This window comes from Streptomyces sp. NPDC059718 (assembly GCF_042733315.1).
In the GTDB taxonomy this organism is placed as follows: domain Bacteria; phylum Actinomycetota; class Actinomycetes; order Streptomycetales; family Streptomycetaceae; genus Actinacidiphila.
Window position 1 is genome coordinate 104,520 of record NZ_JBHWGA010000002.1, and the last position, 16,848, is coordinate 121,367.

General features: G+C 71.9%; 16 protein-coding genes, 1 tRNA gene and 1 pseudogene. 13 read left to right on the top strand and 5 right to left on the bottom strand.

The features are described 5' to 3' along the window. Positions 1-165: 165 nt before the first annotated feature. The 4 genes and pseudogenes from ACFV3E_RS02960 to ACFV3E_RS02975 all read left to right on the top strand — a co-directional run bounded on the left by ACFV3E_RS02960 (position 166) and on the right by ACFV3E_RS02975 (position 3,595). Positions 166-1,385: pseudogene (locus tag ACFV3E_RS02960) on the top strand (DUF3631 domain-containing protein). A gap of 171 nt (positions 1,386-1,556) precedes the next feature. Then, positions 1,557-1,745, top strand: coding sequence for a helix-turn-helix transcriptional regulator (locus tag ACFV3E_RS02965; protein WP_401595392.1), 189 nt, complete (start codon positions 1,557-1,559; stop codon positions 1,743-1,745). 64 nt (positions 1,746-1,809) lie between these two features. After that, positions 1,810-3,186 carry a tyrosine-type recombinase/integrase gene (locus tag ACFV3E_RS02970; RefSeq protein WP_500533074.1) on the top strand — a complete coding sequence of 459 codons (1,377 nt, stop codon included), beginning with the start codon at positions 1,810-1,812 and terminating at the stop codon, positions 3,184-3,186. A gap of 76 nt (positions 3,187-3,262) precedes the next feature. Further along, a complete protein-coding gene (locus ACFV3E_RS02975; RefSeq protein WP_500533075.1) occupies positions 3,263-3,595 on the top strand; it encodes a hypothetical protein in 333 nt (110 codons plus the stop codon). Between the two features lie 194 nt (positions 3,596-3,789). On the opposite strand, the gene ACFV3E_RS02980 is transcribed toward ACFV3E_RS02975, so the two are convergent. Further along, positions 3,790-3,876: transfer RNA gene (locus ACFV3E_RS02980), tRNA-Ser, on the bottom strand. A 59-nt stretch (positions 3,877-3,935) separates the two neighbouring features. After that, positions 3,936-5,474, bottom strand: coding sequence for a S1C family serine protease (locus ACFV3E_RS02985; protein ID WP_500533076.1), 1,539 nt, complete (start codon positions 5,472-5,474; stop codon positions 3,936-3,938). A 154-nt stretch (positions 5,475-5,628) separates the two neighbouring features. On the opposite strand from ACFV3E_RS02985, the gene ACFV3E_RS02990 reads away from it, so the two are divergent. From ACFV3E_RS02990 to ACFV3E_RS03000, 3 genes are all read left to right on the top strand, one after another. Beyond that, positions 5,629-6,513, top strand: a complete 885-nt coding sequence (locus ACFV3E_RS02990) for a glycerophosphodiester phosphodiesterase (RefSeq protein WP_500533077.1) — start codon at positions 5,629-5,631, stop codon at positions 6,511-6,513. A gap of 158 nt (positions 6,514-6,671) precedes the next feature. Continuing rightward, positions 6,672-7,193, top strand: a complete 522-nt coding sequence (locus ACFV3E_RS02995; protein WP_500533079.1) for an ATP-binding protein — start codon at positions 6,672-6,674, stop codon at positions 7,191-7,193. Positions 7,194-7,303: 110 nt separating this feature from the next. Then, positions 7,304-8,275, top strand: a complete 972-nt coding sequence (locus ACFV3E_RS03000) for a DUF5926 family protein (protein ID WP_500533080.1) — start codon at positions 7,304-7,306, stop codon at positions 8,273-8,275. A 202-nt stretch (positions 8,276-8,477) separates the two neighbouring features. Here the strand turns inward: ACFV3E_RS03000 and ACFV3E_RS03005 are convergent, their stop codons facing one another. Next, positions 8,478-9,008, bottom strand: a complete 531-nt coding sequence (locus ACFV3E_RS03005; RefSeq protein WP_500533081.1) for a hypothetical protein — start codon at positions 9,006-9,008, stop codon at positions 8,478-8,480. 148 nt (positions 9,009-9,156) lie between these two features. After that, complete coding sequence (locus ACFV3E_RS03010; protein ID WP_500331005.1) at positions 9,157-9,819, bottom strand: bifunctional DNA primase/polymerase; 663 nt, start codon at positions 9,817-9,819, stop codon at positions 9,157-9,159. A gap of 588 nt (positions 9,820-10,407) precedes the next feature. On the opposite strand from ACFV3E_RS03010, the gene ACFV3E_RS03015 reads away from it, so the two are divergent. Next, the gene (locus tag ACFV3E_RS03015; RefSeq protein WP_500533082.1) at positions 10,408-11,799 is read left to right on the top strand and encodes a PP2C family protein-serine/threonine phosphatase; all 1,392 of its coding nucleotides are present in this window, start codon (positions 10,408-10,410) and stop codon (positions 11,797-11,799) included. Positions 11,800-11,845: 46 nt separating this feature from the next. Continuing rightward, positions 11,846-13,333 carry an aminopeptidase P family protein gene (locus ACFV3E_RS03020; RefSeq protein WP_500533083.1) on the top strand — a complete coding sequence of 496 codons (1,488 nt, stop codon included), beginning with the start codon at positions 11,846-11,848 and terminating at the stop codon, positions 13,331-13,333. 64 nt (positions 13,334-13,397) lie between these two features. Here ACFV3E_RS03020 and ACFV3E_RS03025 read toward each other — a convergent pair whose 3' ends face one another. Continuing rightward, on the bottom strand, positions 13,398-13,844 hold the full coding sequence (locus ACFV3E_RS03025; protein WP_018558220.1) for an ATP-binding protein: 447 nt from the start codon (positions 13,842-13,844) through the stop codon (positions 13,398-13,400). 212 nt (positions 13,845-14,056) lie between these two features. On the opposite strand from ACFV3E_RS03025, the gene ACFV3E_RS03030 reads away from it, so the two are divergent. The 4 genes from ACFV3E_RS03030 to ACFV3E_RS03045 all read left to right on the top strand — a co-directional run bounded on the left by ACFV3E_RS03030 (position 14,057) and on the right by ACFV3E_RS03045 (position 16,847). Further along, positions 14,057-14,791 carry a hypothetical protein gene (locus ACFV3E_RS03030; RefSeq protein ID WP_500533084.1) on the top strand — a complete coding sequence of 245 codons (735 nt, stop codon included), beginning with the start codon at positions 14,057-14,059 and terminating at the stop codon, positions 14,789-14,791. Between the two features lie 96 nt (positions 14,792-14,887). Continuing rightward, positions 14,888-15,652: a YcnI family copper-binding membrane protein gene (locus ACFV3E_RS03035; protein ID WP_500533085.1), complete on the top strand. Its 765-nt coding sequence runs from the start codon at positions 14,888-14,890 to the stop codon at positions 15,650-15,652. Between the two features lie 77 nt (positions 15,653-15,729). Further along, positions 15,730-16,395 carry an SCO family protein gene (locus ACFV3E_RS03040; protein WP_500533086.1) on the top strand — a complete coding sequence of 222 codons (666 nt, stop codon included), beginning with the start codon at positions 15,730-15,732 and terminating at the stop codon, positions 16,393-16,395. Beyond that, positions 16,392-16,847, top strand: a complete 456-nt coding sequence (locus ACFV3E_RS03045; protein ID WP_500533087.1) for a copper chaperone PCu(A)C — start codon at positions 16,392-16,394, stop codon at positions 16,845-16,847. Before ACFV3E_RS03040 ends, ACFV3E_RS03045 begins: the two co-directional genes overlap by 4 nt. The last annotated feature ends 1 nt before the right edge of the window (position 16,848 follow it).

The following is a 16,848-nucleotide window of genomic DNA, read 5'->3' on the forward strand; positions in this document are numbered from 1 at the left end:
CCCACCCGCTCTCCACTGAAGAGCATCCCCGCCCCCGACGGCCCCGGCCCCGCCATGACGGGCCGCGCCCCGATGGTGGGTGGTGCGCCGAAAGTCGTCGCCCGTGAGGGCGTCCTGTCAGCTCTTCTCCCTGACCCGCAGCAAAACGACCGGAGGACAGTCCCGATGACCGACGGCGCAGCACTGCTGAACGAGGTGGAAGCCTTCCACCGCCGCTTCAACGTCTTCCCCACCGAGTCCGCATACGTCGCGGTCAGCCTGTGGGACGCACACGCACACCTGATCGACTGTTTCGAGACCACGCCTCGAATCGCGTTCCTGTCGCCCGAGCCGGGGTCGGGAAAGTCGCGGGCGCTGGAGATCGTGGAACTCCTCACGCCCCGCCCGGTCGCCACGGTGTCCGCGTCCGCGAACGCCCTGTACCGGCTGGTCGACTCCGCTGAGGGTCTGCCGACCGTGCTGTTCGATGAAGTGGACACCATCTTCGGCCCCAAAGCGGGTGCCGACGAGGCCCTGCGAGGCTTCCTCAACGCCGGATACCGCCGTATCGGTGGCGCGCTGCGGTGCGTCGGAGAGGGCTCCAACCAGAACGCGCAGGTCTTCAACTCGTTCTGCGCGGTCGCCATGGCCGGACTTGGCTCGCTCCCCGACACCGTGCTGACCCGCTCCGTCATCATCCGCATGCGCAAGCGCGCCCCGAACGAGGGAGTCGAGTCCTACCGCCAGCGGGTCCATGAGAAGCAGGGCCATGCTCTGCGTGACCGCCTCGCCAAGTGGGCCGACACCGTCCGCGACCAGGTTGCCGGAGCCTGGCCCGACATGCCCGACGGCGTCACCGACCGGCCCGCCGACGTGTGGGAACCCCTGCTCGCCGTCGCCGACGCGGTCGGCGGACCCTGGCCGAAGCGGGCCCGGGAAGCCTGCCTGGAACTGATCAGCGCCGCCCACGACAACGACGAAGCCTCTCTCGGTGTCCGACTGCTCATCGACCTGCGCGACAAGGTGTTCTGCGGCATCGACCGCATGCCCACCGCGGCCGTCATCGAATGCCTGCTCCGCATGGACGACGCACCGTGGGGTGACCTGGACGACAAGCCGATCAACGCCCGCACCCTGGCCCGGCTGCTCGGTCAGTACGTCACCCCCGCCAACAAGCCCATCAAGCCGCGCGGCATCCGCACCCCGTCCGGCTTCCCCAAGGGCTACTACGCGGAAGACCTCACAGACGCCTGGACGCGGTACTGCCCTCCCACCCCTGGAGAATCCGCCACGTCCGCCACGCCGCCACATCGCAGGTCATGAGGGGTGAATCCGTGGCGGATACCGCCTCCGGCATCCGCCACACGCCCGCGGAAACCGCCACACAGCCCACCCTCGCCAGCTGACCGACCCGGCCCCGCAGGTGCCGCCACACCCGCCCGATGTGGCGGCACCTATCCGCCACAAAACCGCTATCCGCCACATGATCAAGGCTCTGACCTGCGATGTGGCGGCGTGGCGGACGTGGCGGATTCCTGAGAGCAAGGCCGAACCCCAACTTCGACAGGAGTCGCAGGATGGCGCGCCCACAGATGCTCAAACTCCCCGAAGTGCTGACCGAGGTCGGCATGAGCCGAGCCGCCTTCTACCGGATGCGGGCCCGCGGCCAGGGCCCCCGCCTCATCAAGCTCCCCAACGGACAACTTCGCGTGCGCCGCCAGGACCTCGACTCCTGGCTGGAGTCCTGCGAGCAGTACGCCGCCTGAGGAAACGCACCTGCCTTGAGGGGGCCCACCGCACGGCGGGCCCCCTCTGTCATGGAGGAAAGCAATGCACAGCTACGACGTTCGCGTGTGGAACATCCGCCGACGGGCCAGTAAGAGCGCGCCCTTCCAGCTCCGCTGGACCGTGGACGGCAAGGTTCACCAAGAGCCGTTCCTAACGAAGACGCTCGCCGACGCGCGACGCGCGGAACTGATGACGGCGGCCCGGAGCGGGGAGGGCTTTGACACTGAGACCGGGCTTCCGGTCTCCGAGATCCGGCAGCGCAACCGCGTCTCCTGGTTCACACACGCCCGGGACCACGCCGCGATGAAGTGGCCCAAGGCAGCGGCCAAGCACCGCGCAAGCATCGCTGAAAGCCTCACCGTCGCCACCCTCGCTCTGTGCCCGGACAGAAAGGGCCGTCCGGATACGGAACTGCTGCGACGTGCGCTCTACCAGTGGGCGTTCAACGCGGGCCGGCGAGATGAAACGCCCCCAGAGACGGAGGCACAGGCTCTGGCATGGGTGGAGAAGTACACGCCCGCCGTGGTCGATCTCGACAGCGCTAAGCGCATGCGCCTGGTCCTCGATGAACTGGCCAAGAAGAAGGACGGTACGCCAGCCGCACCGAACACGATTCGCCGGCGCCGCGCCGTTTTGAGCAACTGCCTGCGACTGGCCGTTGAGAAGGAACTGCTGCCGAGTAACCCCCTCAGCCGCGTGCACTGGGAGCTCCCAAAGCCCGTAGAGGAACTGGACGAACGAAGCGTGGCCACACCCTCCCAAGCGAGCGCACTGCTCGCCGCCGTCCGCGCGCAGGGGCACCGCGGTGAGCACCTGGCCGCATTCTTCGGATGCATGTACTACGCCGCCATGCGGCCCGAGGAAGTGTCCGTGCTCAGCGTTGAACAGTGCACGCTCCCCCAGCAGGGATGGGGGCGGCTGGACCTGGCTGGCGCCCGCCCACAGGTCGGCTCTGGCTGGACCGACGACGGGAAGCCGTACGAGGAACGTGGACTCAAGCACCGCTCCCGGCGAACCGTGCGCCGCGTGCCGATCCCACCCGTCCTGGTCACTCTGCTGCGCCGGCATATCGAGCAGTTCGGCACGTGCAACGATGGCCGGCTGTTCCGCGCCGTCCGAGGCGGGCCCGTCCGGTCACAGGAATACGGCGCCGTGTGGAAAGAGGCACGCACGTGCGCCCTCACACCCGCGCAGGTGGCCTCGCCGCTCGCACTCATCCCGTACGACCTGCGGCATGCGTGCGTGTCTTTCTGGCTGCGCTCCGGCGTGAGCCTTGCCGAGACGGCACGGCGGGCCGGGCAGAGCATCGCTGTACTCCAGCGCTACTACGCGAAGGTGCTGGACGGCGAGGAAGAGCGCATGAACGAGCTCATCGACAAGGGGTTTGCGGAGCAAACCCGCGACGACCATAAGGACTGAGAGCTTGGAGGCACTCACCCCTAGGCTCCCCGGTGTGATAGTTCGCTGCCATCAGATCATCCGCCCAGGTAGTCGCGTGATCGTCCAGGATCATCCTGGTATTCGACTTGGAATGGAGTATCCGGTCCTGGAGGTCGTCAGTACTGCGTACCAGGACCTCCTGCGTCTTCCGGAGCAGGGCTACAACGGAGACTGGCGTGAGACTCCCGGGCTTTGGGACGCGTCCATGTTCACCGTCGTCGACGAATGCCTTCCGACCTGCTGGGTCGCCGGGCTCGATGACGGGAGGCTCACGCTCGCACCCCCCGAGTGGCAACGCGCCGGGTTCTGGGATGACTACTTTAACGACGTACCGCAGGCGGTTGCAGAGTACGACCGCCGGCGGGCCGAAATCCTGGCCCAAGCCTGACCCGCGGACGTCGGGCGGTCGGCGGCAAGGTGCTGAGCCCTCACCCGCTGAGGCTGTGGTTCTTGGCCGCAAGTTGGCCACACGCCCTGGTCAAAACCGGGATACGGCCGATCCGAGGTGAGACAGGGAAAGGAAGAAGGGGTACCCCCGTGTCTTGGGGTACCCCTTCTGACCAGCGCCTTCGCTGACCTGTGCGGAGAGTGTGGGATTTGAACCCACGGTGACATCGCTGCCACGACGGTTTTCAAGACCGTTCCCTTAGGCCGCTCGGGCAACTCTCCCCGCGCCGCGGGGTCCGGCTGGTGGGCCGGGCGGCGCGGGGACAGCCTAACGGGTCGGCTCAGCTGCTGCTGTCGCCCTTGCGTTCGCCGAGAGTGAGGGTGGCGGTGCGGGTCTGGCCGTCACGGGTGTACGTGAGGTTGACCTTCTCGCCGGGCTCGTGCTGCCAGATCTCGCCGATGAGGGTGGGGCTGGAGTCGACCACGGTGTCGTCGAACTTGGTGATGACGTCGCCGGAGCGCAGGCCCGCCTGGTCGGCGGGGCCGCCGGAGGTGACGGCGTCGGCGCCGGTGGCGATCTTGGCGCCCTCGCCGCTGTAGCTGGAGTCGACGTGGACGCCGATGACGGCGTAGACGGGCTCGCCGTCCTTGATCAGGTCCTCGGCGACGCGGCGGGCCTGGTCGATCGGGATGGCGAAGCCCAGGCCCACGCTGCCGGACTGGGAGGTGCCGTCGCTGCCGGTGGACTGGATCGCGGAGTTGATGCCGATGACCGCGCCCTCGGAGTTGAGGAGGGGGCCGCCGGAGTTGCCGGGGTTGATCGAGGCGTCGGTCTGTATGGCGCTCATGTAGGAGGCGTTGGACCCCTCCCCGTCGCTGGAGGCGATGGGGCGGTGCAGGGCGCTGACGATGCCGGTGGTGACGGTGCCGGAGAGCCCGAAGGGGGCGCCGATGGCGATGGTGGAGTCGCCGACGGCCACCTTGTCGGAGTCGCCGACGGCGAGCGGGGTGAGCTTGTCGGGGGTGACCCCCTTGAGCTTGACGACGGCGACGTCGTAGCCCTGGGCGCGGCCGACGACCTCGGCCTCGTACTTCTTGCCGTCGGAGAACGTGGCGGTGAGCTTGCCGCCGTCGGCGGCGGGGGCCACGACGTGGTTGTTGGTGAGGATGTGGCCTTCCTTGTCGTAGACGAAGCCGGTGCCGGTGCCGCTCTCCTGGCGGCCGGTGGCCTCGATCGTGACGACGCTGGGGAGGGCCTGCTTGGCGATGCCCGCGACCGAGTCGGCGGCGCGGCTGAGGTCCTTGGGGTTGCCGACCGAGGAGACGGTGGTCGAGGAGGAGCTGTCGTTGCGGTCCGCGGCCCAGAAGCCGACCCCGCCGCCGATGCCGCCCGCGACGAGCGCGGCGACCAGGACGGCGGCGACCAGGCCGCCGTTGCCGCGCTTCTTGGGCGCGGGGGCGGCCGGCACCGGCGTGCCCCACACCGGGCCCACGGGACCGGACGGGCCCATGGGGCCGGAGGGCCCGACGGGACCGCCGTACGGCTGGGTGGGCGGCGGGGCGACCGGCGGCAGGGGCGCGGTGTGCACCTCGGCGGGCGGTGCCGCGGGGGCGGCCGGGGGAGCGGCCTGGGGCGCGGCAGGAGGTCCGGCAGGGGGACCGGCCGGAGGCGCCACCGCGGTGGGCTCCGCGGCCGCCGGGGCCGCCGGGGCCGCGGGGGCGGCCGGGCCCGGCGCCGACGCCTGCGCCTGGGCCGGGGGAGCGGCGGGCGGGGCGGCGGGGGGCACGGGAGGTGCAGCGGGAGCGGCGGACCCAGCGTCAGCGGGCGGCTGCGTCGGCAGCGCCGCCGGGACCGGGCCGGCCTCGTTCTCGGTGCTCACGGCTGTTCTCCTCGGATATGCGTTGTATGCCGTGCGTACGGTTACGGCTACGGTACGTACGACGACCGTCGTGATGGACACAGCTTTTCCCACCGGGTGTCAGGCCGCCGTAAGCAGCGGCCGTTCCCGGCCCGGCGGATGGCACGATAGCCCGGTGACTGATCTCCGCGCGATCCAGGTCGTGGCTCACCGGGGAGCGTCCGAGGACGCCCCGGAGCACACGCTCGCCGCCTACCGGAAGGCGATCGAGGACGGCGCGGACGCCCTGGAGTGCGACGTACGCCTCACCGCGGACGGCACGCTGGTCTGTGTGCACGACCGCCGGGTGAACCGCACCTCCAACGGGCGGGGCGCGGTCTCCGCGCTGGAGCTGGCGGACCTGAGGACCCTGGACTTCGGCAGCTGGAAGGCGCAGCCGGGCGCCGGAGGGGCCGGCAGGGCCGGCGGGACACGGCGGCGCCCGTCCGCGGAGCTGCGTTCCCTCCTCGACGCCGACGCCGAGGCCCCCGACCGCACCGACGGCGACCCGGACGAACTCAGCCGCGTCCTGACCCTGGAGCAGCTGCTGGAACTGGTCGCGGACACCGGCCGCCGGGTGGAGCTGGCGATCGAGACCAAGCACCCCACGCGCTGGGCGGGGCAGGTCGAGGAACGACTGGTGGAGCTGCTGGACCGGTTCGGGATGCTGTGGCCCGAGCCGGGCGAGCCGTCCCGGGTCCGTGTCATGAGCTTCTCCTCCCGTTCCCTGCGCCGGATACGGATGGCCTCGCGCGACCTGCCGACCGTCTTCCTGATGCAGTACGTACTGCCCCGGCACCGCGACGGCCGGCTGCCGGCCGGGGTGGGGATCGCCGGGCCGGGCATCCGCATCCTGCGCTCCAACCCGGGGTACGTGGAGCGGCTGCACGAGGCGGGGCACCGGGTCCACGTGTGGACGGTGAACGAACCCGAGGACGTCGAACTCTGCGTGCGACTGGGCGTCGACGCCGTCATCACCAACCGCCCGCGACAGGTTCTGGCCCAACTCGGGCGCTGCTGAAGGGAATACGGACTCCCTCCCTCCCCGGGTGGTGTGCACCGGCGCGTTCCGAACCTGTTCGATCGTTGTGTGTGCCCCAAGAGATCGCAGTTGGCCGGTTTCCGGCCCAGAACGAGAGGGCATCCATCCCGTGGCGTGGGGTGAAGGAGGTCTCGGGGGTGGCGTTGGTGGTGGCCCAGGAGGTGCCGACGTCCTCGACCATGGCCCTGCCTCATGGTCCGGCGGGCGTGGCCGAGGCGCGGCGCAGGCTGCGCAAGGAACTGTGCGCGTACGGGGTCGCGGAGCCGGTCGTGGACGACGCGGTGCTCATCCTGTCGGAACTGCTCAGCAACTCCTGCCGGCACGCCCGGCCGCTGGGCGAGGACGCGCCGTCCTCGGCCGGCAGCGGCATCAGGGCCGCCTGGGGGATCGACGAGGACGGGTTGCTGACGGTGGAGGTCACCGACGGCGGCGGGCCCACCCGCCCGCTTCCGGCCAGTCCCTCGCTCACCGCCCGCGGCGGCCGCGGGCTCGGCATCGTGCGGAACCTGTCGCTGCGCTGGGGCGTGCGCGACGCCCCCGGGGAGGTCACGGTGTGGGCGATGCTCGCGGTGCGCAGCCGGCACGCGCGGCGCGACGACCTCGTGCCCCAGCTCGACATCCCGATCGACTTCGCGGACCCCTTCGACGACCTCCCGTAGCCCCCGCAGGGGAGTTGCCCGGCCTCCACGGGCGCGACCTCCGATGAGGGCGGACGGCGTGGCGCTAGGCTCACGGCCGGAACACCGCCGTTACCGGGAGAGATCGAGCCATGGCGAAGAAGCGCCCGACGAAGACGAAGGCCCCTGCCCGCCCGCAGATCACCGACGGGGAGATCCCCGTCGTCGGGGCCCGGGAACCCTGCCCGTGCGGCTCGGGACGGCGTTACAAGGCGTGCCACGGCCGTGAGGCGGCGCACGCGGTGACGGAGTTGGTGCGACGGCCGTTCGAGGGCCTGCCGGCCGAGTGCGACTGGGTGGCGCTGCGCGAGCTGGTGCCCGCCGCCACGGCCGCGTTGACGCTCAAGGACCCGCTGCCCGACGGTGTGCCGTCCGTCACGCTGGCGACCGTGCTGCCGATGGCGTGGCCGGGGCTGCGCCGTGACACCGGCACGGTGCTGCTGGGCCTGCAGAACGACACGGCTTCCGGGGACATCAGCCGGGACCTGGCCGACACCCTGCTGCGCGCGCTGCAGGCGGAGCCGGGCAACCCGGTGGGCGGGGAGCGCCCGGCGCCCGAGGGTCCCCGGCTGCAGGACCTGCTGGACCTGGACGCCGCGTTCGAGCCCGTGGTGCACACCGGTTTCGAGTTCTGGCTGGAGGACGCGGAGTCCGCCACCGGCGAGGTCGCCGCCTCGCTGGAGCGGGCGAACGCGGCCGTGATCCCGACCGTGCGGCTGACCGGTGTCGACGCGGCGTACTGGTGCGAGACCCCGGAGAAGAACCACCTGCGCTGGGTCATGCCGCACCCGGAGGAGCAGTTGCTGGACGCGCTGGCCCGGCTGCACGCCGCGGGCGCCTCGTCGCTGGGCGAGGGCACGCGGCTGGTGGGCTCGTTCCGGGCGCACGGGCTGGTCGTCCCGGTGTGGGACCTGCCGACGGGCGTCTCCGCGGACGAGGTCGAGAAGCCGGCGGCGGCCTTCGGCGAGCGGCTGGCCGAGGTGCTGGAGCGGACGACCCCGCTGACGGCGGAGGAGCGGCGGGCGCGCAGCGGCTTCACCAACCGGCAGATCACCCTGAGCTGACCGGTCTCCCGCGCCGGTAGCCGCAGTTCAGGCCGTGATCGCGTCCGGGTGATCCTGGTCACAGCCGCTGCCGGCCGGGCCCGGAACCCGGGCCGGAACCCGTACCCCGGATTTGCGTACGGGCGAAGTCTTGTTACCGTTTAAACAGTCCGGTCGCTGGTGCATCCCCCGTCGCCAGCGACCGGACGTTTCCATGCGCGGGTCAGTACACGGATCCGCTGCGCAGCAACGGGCGTTCCCCGCCCCGCTCGGCGATCTCCGCCATCGCCGTGTACGGCTCCGCCACCCCCGCCACCGTCGGCTCGCGCGGCGTCTCGCAGCTCCCGCTCCCCGCGTCCGCGGTGATGACGCACCGCGCCTGTACCGTCCCGCCGTCGGGCCGCATGAGGCTCAGCACCCCGTCCAGGGGCCGGCCCGTGGAGTTGCTGTAGTACGTGCGCGCCCAGGTGTCGCCGTCCTCGTCGATGGTGCAGGTCTGCGCCCGCAGGCCTTCCGCGGTGGTGAGTTGGGGACCGCAGGATGCGGTCTGGCGTTCGGATCCGGCCAGCTTCGGCAGGGCGTCGAAGACACCGGGACCGCTTGACAAGGGCTTGTCGTCCGTGAGCGCCGTCGTGACGTCCACGGGCACCGCGGGGAGGACGGGCCCGGCGTTGGCGCCGGTCAGTGGCAGCATCGCGGCGACCGCCACGACCGTGGCGAGGGCGGCCATCCGCAGGTTCGGCGCACACATCATGCACAGAACATAGCGGGAGAAACGGACATGGAGCGGGGGCCGTTGCCCGTTCGCAGGGCAACGGCCCCCGCTCCTAACCGAACGAGTGACGACCGACGGGGACGGCGACCGTCACGCACTTCCCGCGGGACCCGTCACCGGGACCCGCTCAGTACGAGAGCCGGCTGCCGTCCGGCGCCGTGCGGCCGGCCTGCACCAGGGTGTCGACGATCACCCGGACGCTGGGCAGCCACGGCGCCCGGTCGCCCGGGTCCACCACCGGCCGCCGGACCCAGCGCGCCCCCGCGGTGCCGTCGGAACCGTCGGATCCGACCGGCGAGGGCGGCAGGACGAGGTAGCCGCCCTCACCGTGGTACCGCAGCGAGGTCGGCACCCATTCGTGGCGGTCGAGCAACTCGCCCAGTTCCTCCAGGGAGTACGGCTCCACCAGGACCGCGAAGCGCGTGGGGGTGGCCACGACCGGGCCGGTGCGCACCCCCAGCTTGTCGAAGACGCCCAGCGCCCGCGCTCCCGCGACGGCCGGCAGGCTCACCGCCGAGACCCGGTCGCCCGTGGCGAGCACGAGCGGCTGGTCCGGCCGCCGCGTCCACCACCAGCGGACCATCCGTGGATCGCGGGTCGCCGCGAGGAGGCCCGGATCGTGCGGATGGGCGCCCGGCACCGGACAGTCGGGCCGCAGACAGGCGCATCCGCCCCGCGCGTCCGTACCGGCTCCGGGCACCACGGGCCATTGCCACCGCTCGGCGCAGGTGAGCGCCGCACGCAGCAGCTCAGGACTGCTCTTGCGTCGCTTTCCGAGGATCTCGCGCATCTGCGCTCGTTCCTTTCCGTTGGCGCTCAGGGATCTGCCCATGACACAACGTAATCTGGAACACACCGCTTACGAGGCAGCGCATCACGTCTCGAGCCGAGCGTGGAACGTGGCGGGGGGTGGCGCACACTGGCGCTTGTTCGTCCTGCGGAGTGCTGGGAACTGCTGCGTGTGCTTGCGTTTGCTGCTGCGTGCGGTCCCGCTGGCTGTGCAACACCCCGCCATGGGGGGAGGGTCGGCCGTCTCCGTCTATGACGCCCTGGCAGGGCGCCGGGTTCCTGCGGCCGCCAACTCCCATCCCTTACGTACCCGCTGCGATGGATATGACGCGCTGTCGAACCCCTTCAGTCGACAACTAATTGTGGCACGCGGTGCCCTTTTTCGGCCATAGTCCTGCATCTCCTCGGACGCGCCGACACCAGCCCTTCCACCTGCGCAATCCTGGACACACCCACGAGTAGGCGGTAGAAGGTAATCCATTGATAGCGGCGCAGCACGAGCTTGGGGGTTTGCGATGCTATTGACGGAAATGCGCTGCTCTGCGGAGCCGTCGCCGCGTCACGACGAAGAGCGTGAAAGCCGGCGGCCATGAGCGCCGCGCGCCTACCGAAAGTGGCCGGAATCGACCCACCCATTCCGACACCGGCGCACACTTCCTCCCCCGCGGTCGAACAACAATCCCATCCGGCCGACCCGGACGCACAGTCCGGGACGCCGGATCCGGTCGGCCAACTCGCCGCGGCCCAGGACCGGATGACCTCCTGGATCTCCGACCTGACCACCCTGCACGAGCTCACCGAGCGGCTGGCCAGGACCGCGACCCTGCAGGATGCGCTGCGTGAACTGCTGCGCGCCGGCGGCACCTTGGTCGGTGCGCGACGCGGACTGGCCGCCGTCTCCCCCGTCGACCGGCTCGGTCCGGCCACCGTCGTGGGCCTCGGTCTCGGCCCGGCCGAGCTCGGCGCGCTGGAGACCGTCCCGCTGCCGGCCGCACCCGAGGCGGTGCCGGCGGAGGAGATCCACACCGATCTGTGCCGCGAGCCCGGACTCGGCCCGCGCCACCGCGAGGTCGCCCTGCGGCTCGGCTTCGGCGCCAGTTACGCCCTCCGGCTGTCCGCGGACTCCGCAGGCCGGCTGGGCTCGGCCCTGTGGTTCTACGACGAGCCGGCCGAACCCGGCGAACGCCAGCGCCACCTCATCGGCCTGTACTGCCGCCACGCCACCGAGCACCTCGCCCGGCTGCTCGAGCTCGACCGCAGCCGCGCCACCGTCGCCACGCTCCGCCAGGAGCTGCTGCCGACCCGGCTGCCCCGGGTCCCCGGGGTCCGTCTGGCGGTGCGGCACCGCCCGGCCGCGGGGGGCGGCGGCGACTGGTACGACGCCCTCCCGCTGCCCGAGGGCGCGCTGGGGCTGTCGGTCGGCGGCGTGAGCGGCGGCGGCATGAGCGCGGTCGCCGCGATGGGGCGGCTGCGGGCCTCCCTGCGGGCGTACGCGGTGATGGAGGGCGAGGACCCGGTCGCCGTCCTGTCCGACCTCGAGCTGCTGCTGCGGCTGACCGAGCCCGCCCGGTCGGCGACGGCCCTGTTCGCCTACGCCGAGCCGGCCTCCCGGAAGGTCGTGGTCGCCGGGGCCGGGCACTGTCCCCCGCTGATCGTCGGCGGGCACCGGGTCGAGTACGTGGAGACCTCGCTGTCCGCGCCGCTGGGCATGCTCAGCTGCTGGGAGGCGCCCAGCGTCGAGTTCCGGGCGCTGGCCGGGGAGACCCTGCTGCTCTACACCGACGGCCTGCTGCACCGCACCGGCGATCCCGTCGACCGTGCCTTCGCCCGCCTGCACGCGGCCGCGGCGTCCGCCCCGCGGACCGCCCGGGACGACCCGGCGCAGCTGGTGGAGCACGTCCTGCACGCCATGCTCCCCGGCGACCGTGAGGACCCCCACCCGACCGAGGACGTCGTCCTGCTCGCCGCCCGCTTCGACTGACCACCGGCGGGGACCGCCGCCGGTCCTCCCCGCGCGCCCACTTACGATGGGGTGGTCTACTGCGAGGAGGCATGACGTGGCCGAGGACCGCGCTCCGGAGACCCCGGAAGGCGACGAGCCCATCAAGCAGCGGAAGAACGGCCTGTACCCGGCCGTCTCCGACGAGCTCACCGAGGTGATGAAGTCCGGCTGGGCCGACACCGAACTGCGCGACCTGCAGCCGATCGAGCAGGCACCGTACGCCGCCAAGCGGCGCGCGGCGCTGTCCGCGCGCTTCCCCGGCGAGCGGCTGGTGGTCCCGGCCGGCAACCTGCGCACCCGCGCCAACGACACGGACTACCCCTTCCGTGCCGCGAGCGAGTACGTGCACCTCACCGGCGACCAGACCCAGGACGCCGTCCTGGTCCTGGAGCCCAACGGTGACGGATCTCACGACGCGACCGCCTACCTGCTCCCCCGCTCCTCCCGGGAGAACGGCGAGTTCTGGCTGGACGGCCAGGGCGAGCTGTGGACCGGCCGCCGCCACAGCCTGGCCGAGGGCGAGGTCCTGCTGGGCCTGCCGTGCGCCGACGTCCGCAAGGTCGCCGACGTGCTGCGCGAGGCCGGCGGCCCGGTGCGGGTCGTCCGCGGCTACGACGCCGGCATCGAGGCCGCGCTGACCGACAAGGTCACCGCCGAGCGCGACGCCGAGCTGAAGGAGTTCCTGTCCGAGCTGCGGCTGGTCAAGGACGAGTGGGAGATCGGCGAGCTGCAGAAGGCCTGCGACTCCACCGCGCGCGGTTTCGAGGACGTCGTCCGGGTCCTGGACAAGGCCGAGGCGACCTCCGAGCGCTACATCGAGGGAACGTTCTTCCTGCGCGCCCGTGTCGAGGGCAACGACGTCGGCTACGGCTCCATCTGCGCGTCCGGCCCGCACGCCACCACCCTGCACTGGGTCCGCAACGACGGCCCGGTCCGCTCCGGCGACCTGCTGCTGCTCGACGCCGGCGTGGAGACCCACAGCCTCTACACCGCCGACGTCACGCGCACGCTGCCGGTGAACGGCACGTACAGCGACATCCAGCGGAAGATCTACGACGCCGTGTACGACGCGCAGGAGGCCGGCATCGCCGCCGTCCGCCCGGGCGCCGCCTACCGCGACTTCCACGACGCCGCCCAGCGCGTGCTCACCGAGAAGCTCGTCGAGTGGGGCCTGGTCGAGGGCCCGGTCGAGCGCGTCCTCGAACTCGGCCTGCAGCGCCGCTGGACCCTCCACGGCACCGGCCACATGCTGGGCCTGGACGTCCACGACTGCGCCGCCGCCCGCACGGAGACCTACGTCAACGGAACGCTGGAGCCGGGCGTGGTCCTCACTGTCGAGCCCGGCCTGTACTTCCAGGCCGACGACCTCACCGTGCCGGAGGAGTACCGGGGCATCGGCGTCCGCATCGAGGACGACATCCTCGTCACCGAGGACGGCAACCGGAACCTCAGCGACGGCCTGCCGCGCCGCTCCGACGAGGTCGAGCGCTGGATGGCCGCCCTCAAGGGCTGACCCCCGCCGCCCGGACCGACGGCCGGGGCCCCACGGACCTCCGTGGGGCCCCGGCCTCCGTGCGTCAGGAGACCTTGAGCAGCGAGTCGTCCCGCCACTTGAGGATCTTGTCGAAACTGACCACCGCCCCGTGCCCGGGACGGTTGTGGAAATGGACGTGGTCCACCAGCGCCTCGATCAGGAACAGCCCGCGCCCGTGCTCGGCGTGCTGGTCCTTCTTCGCCAGCGGACGTACGGAGTGGTGCGTACGGCGCAGGTCCGGGGCGAAGCCCGGGCCGGAGTCCGCCACCTCGATGCGGCAGCGGTCGCCCTCGATGCGGGCCGTCACCCGGTACTCGCCGTGGGCGGCGTGCTCAACGGCGTTGGCACAGGCCTCGGTGAGGGCGACCGACAGGTCGTAGGAGATGTCGGGGTCCACCCCGGCGGTCTCCATCGTCCCCAGCAGGAGCCGGCGGGCGAGCGGAACGCTCGCAGCCTCGCGCCGCAAATGGAGGGACCACCAGATGCTCATGCTCAGCCTCCTGGCTGCGGCTCGACATACCGATACGTATTGCCCCGAAACACGGTCGGTAAGCGTGGCGTTGACGTGATGCCAGCCATACGGCGGATGCCGCCGCTCCTCAGGCGGGTGTAGGAACGCCGCCGGACGCCGTAGCACAGACCGGCGTGTTCCGGGACCCGCCGTTCGCAAGGCGGGCGCGCGGTGAGAAGATGACGCCCGTCATGTCTACCCCCGTGCGCGCCGGCGCCGATCTGCGACTGCTGCGGGCCGCAGTGTTCACCGCGGTCTGCGTCGTGTTGTCCGCGGGCGCGCACATGCTGGCGTCGGGGCACGGGGTGCCCGGCTGGACGCTGGCGGTGGGCTGGCTGGTCGTCTTCGCGGTCGTCGCGCCGCTCGCCGGGCGGGAGCGCTCGATGCCCGCCATCGCGACCGGGCTCGCGGGCGGACAACTCGTGCTGCACGTGCTGTTCAACGTGGGCGGGGTCTGCGGTGCCGGTGGGATAGCCGAGATCGCCGGGCGACTGCTCTGCGACGAGCGGGCGGCGGCGCTGCGCTCCCACGCGCACTCCGCGGCCGGGACGGACCACATGGTGGGCATGCCCGCGATGCCCGGCATGCCCTCCGCGGCCGCCGAGAGCACGATGCTCTCCTACAGCCTCCCCATGCTGCTCGGGCACGTCGTCGCCGCGGTGACCGCCGGCTGGCTGCTGCGCCGCGGCGAGGCCGCGCTGTGGCGGCTGGTCGCCCTGTCGGCCCGCGGGCTGGCCGAACTGTCGGGCGGCGCCCTGCGCCACGCTGTCGCGCTCGTACGCCTCCTGCTGTCGGGCAGCCCGGCCGCGCCCCGCGCCGTCCTCGTCCCGAGCCGCGCCGGCGGCTCCACCCGCGTGCCGCGCACGGCGCTGCTGCGGCACAGCCTGGCCCGGCGTGGTCCGCCGGCGTACGCCCCCGCGGCCTGAACGCGACCCGCTCCACCGACGTACGAGGGCGGAGTCGCGCGCGCCGCACGCGTGCCATCCGTCACCTTCCCTCCGTCACCGTGGAGTCTCCGCATCATGAACACCGTCATGCGCCGCGCCACCGCCCTCGCCGCCGTCACCGGGGCGGCCGTGCTCGCCACCGCCGTCCCCGCCTTCGCGCACGTGAGCGTCCAGCCCGGCAACGCCGCCAAGGGCGGCTACAGCACGGTCGCGTTCAAGGTCCCCAACGAGGACGACAAGGCCTCGACGATCAAGGTCGAGGTCAACCTGCCGAGCGACCACCCGATCGCCTCCGTCTCCACCCAGCCGGTGCCCGGCTGGACGGTGCAGATCACCAAGACCAAGCTCAAGACCCCGCTGAAGACCGGGCACGGCGACCTCACCGAGGCCGTCACGAAGATCACCTGGAGCGGCGGGAAGATCAAGCCCGGCGAGTTCCAGCAGTTCCCCGTCTCCCTGGGCCCGCTGCCCGAGGACACCGACCAGCTGGTCTTCAAGGCGCTCCAGACGTACGACAACAAGGAGGTCGTGCGCTGGATCGAGGAGCAGCAGAAGGGCCAGGAGGAGCCCGAGCACCCGGCGCCCGTGCTGACCCTGGCCGACGCCGCGGACGACGGCCACGGCCACGACGCCGCCACCTCGGACGACAAGAAGGACGACGCCAAGGCCGAGGCCGTCTCGGCGTCCGGCGACGGCGCCACCGAGAAGGCCGCCTCCGCCGACGCCAGTGACACCACGGCCCGGGTGCTGGGCATCGTCGGCATCGTCGTGGGCGTGCTCGGCGTCGCCTTCGGCGTGCTGGCCGGCCGCCGTCGCGGCACGGGCACCCCGTCCGCCTGACGCACCATCGCCGGGGCGGCCGCCGCGCACGCACCGCGGCCGCCCCGGCGCCGCAACGAATTCCTGGGGAACCCCTGATGCGTACCACCCTCAGGGCGGCAGCCTCGGCCGCCGCCGTCGCCGCACTCGCCCTGACCCTCGCCGCCTGCGGCGGCCCGGACGGCGGGGCGGACACCTCCGGCGCCGGGCCGGTCGTCTCCGTCGAGGGGACACCGAAGGCCGCGACCGTCCTGGACACGCCGTTCGAGAAGCCGGACATGATCCTCACGGACACGCACGGCACGACGTACGACTTCGTCGAGCGGACCAAGGGCCGGCCGACCCTGCTCTTCTTCGGCTACACCCACTGCCCGGACGTCTGCCCGACGACGATGAGCGACATCGCCATCGCCAAGTCGAAGCTGCCCGCGGCCGAGCAGGACGAACTCCTCGTGGTCTTCGTGACCACCGACCCCGAACGCGACACCCCGCAGCGGCTCGGCGAGTGGCTGGGCGCGCAGGACAAGTCCTTCGTCGGCCTCACCGGTGACTTCGCCACGATCCAGGCGGGCGCGCGCTCGCTCGGCGTGGACGTGGAGAAGCCGGTGAAGGAGAAGGACGGCAGCATCACCGTGACGCACGGCGCCCAGGTCGTCGCGTACTCGCCGAAGGACGACAAGGCGCACGCGCTGTACATGTCGGGCACGACGTCCGAGGAGTTCGCCGCCGACCTGCCGAAGATCATCGCGGGGCGGACGCCGTGACCCCGACCCGTTCCCTGCGGCGGATCCCGGTGGCGGCGGCCCTGGTGCTGCTCGGCGTCACGGCCTGCTCCGGGTCACCGGACGGTCCCGAACTGACGGTGAGCGGCGCCTACATCCCGCAGCCCGCGCTGGCGGACATGGCGGCCGGCTACTTCACCGTCAGCAACACCGGCGACCGGGACGCCCGGCTGACCTCCGTCACCAGCGACCTGTCCGGGGACATCACCCTGCACAGCACCGAGGACAACCGGATGCGCCGGGTGACCTCCTTCACGGTCCCGGCGGGCGGGCGGCTCACGCTCGTGCTCGGCGGCAACCACCTGATGCTGACGGACCTCGAGCACAAGCCCGCGGCCGGCGAGCAGGTCTCGCTGCGGCTGCACTTCGACGACGCCGACAGCATCGACGTACGGGTCCCGGTCAAGCCCGCGGGCTACCACCCGGGGGACTGAG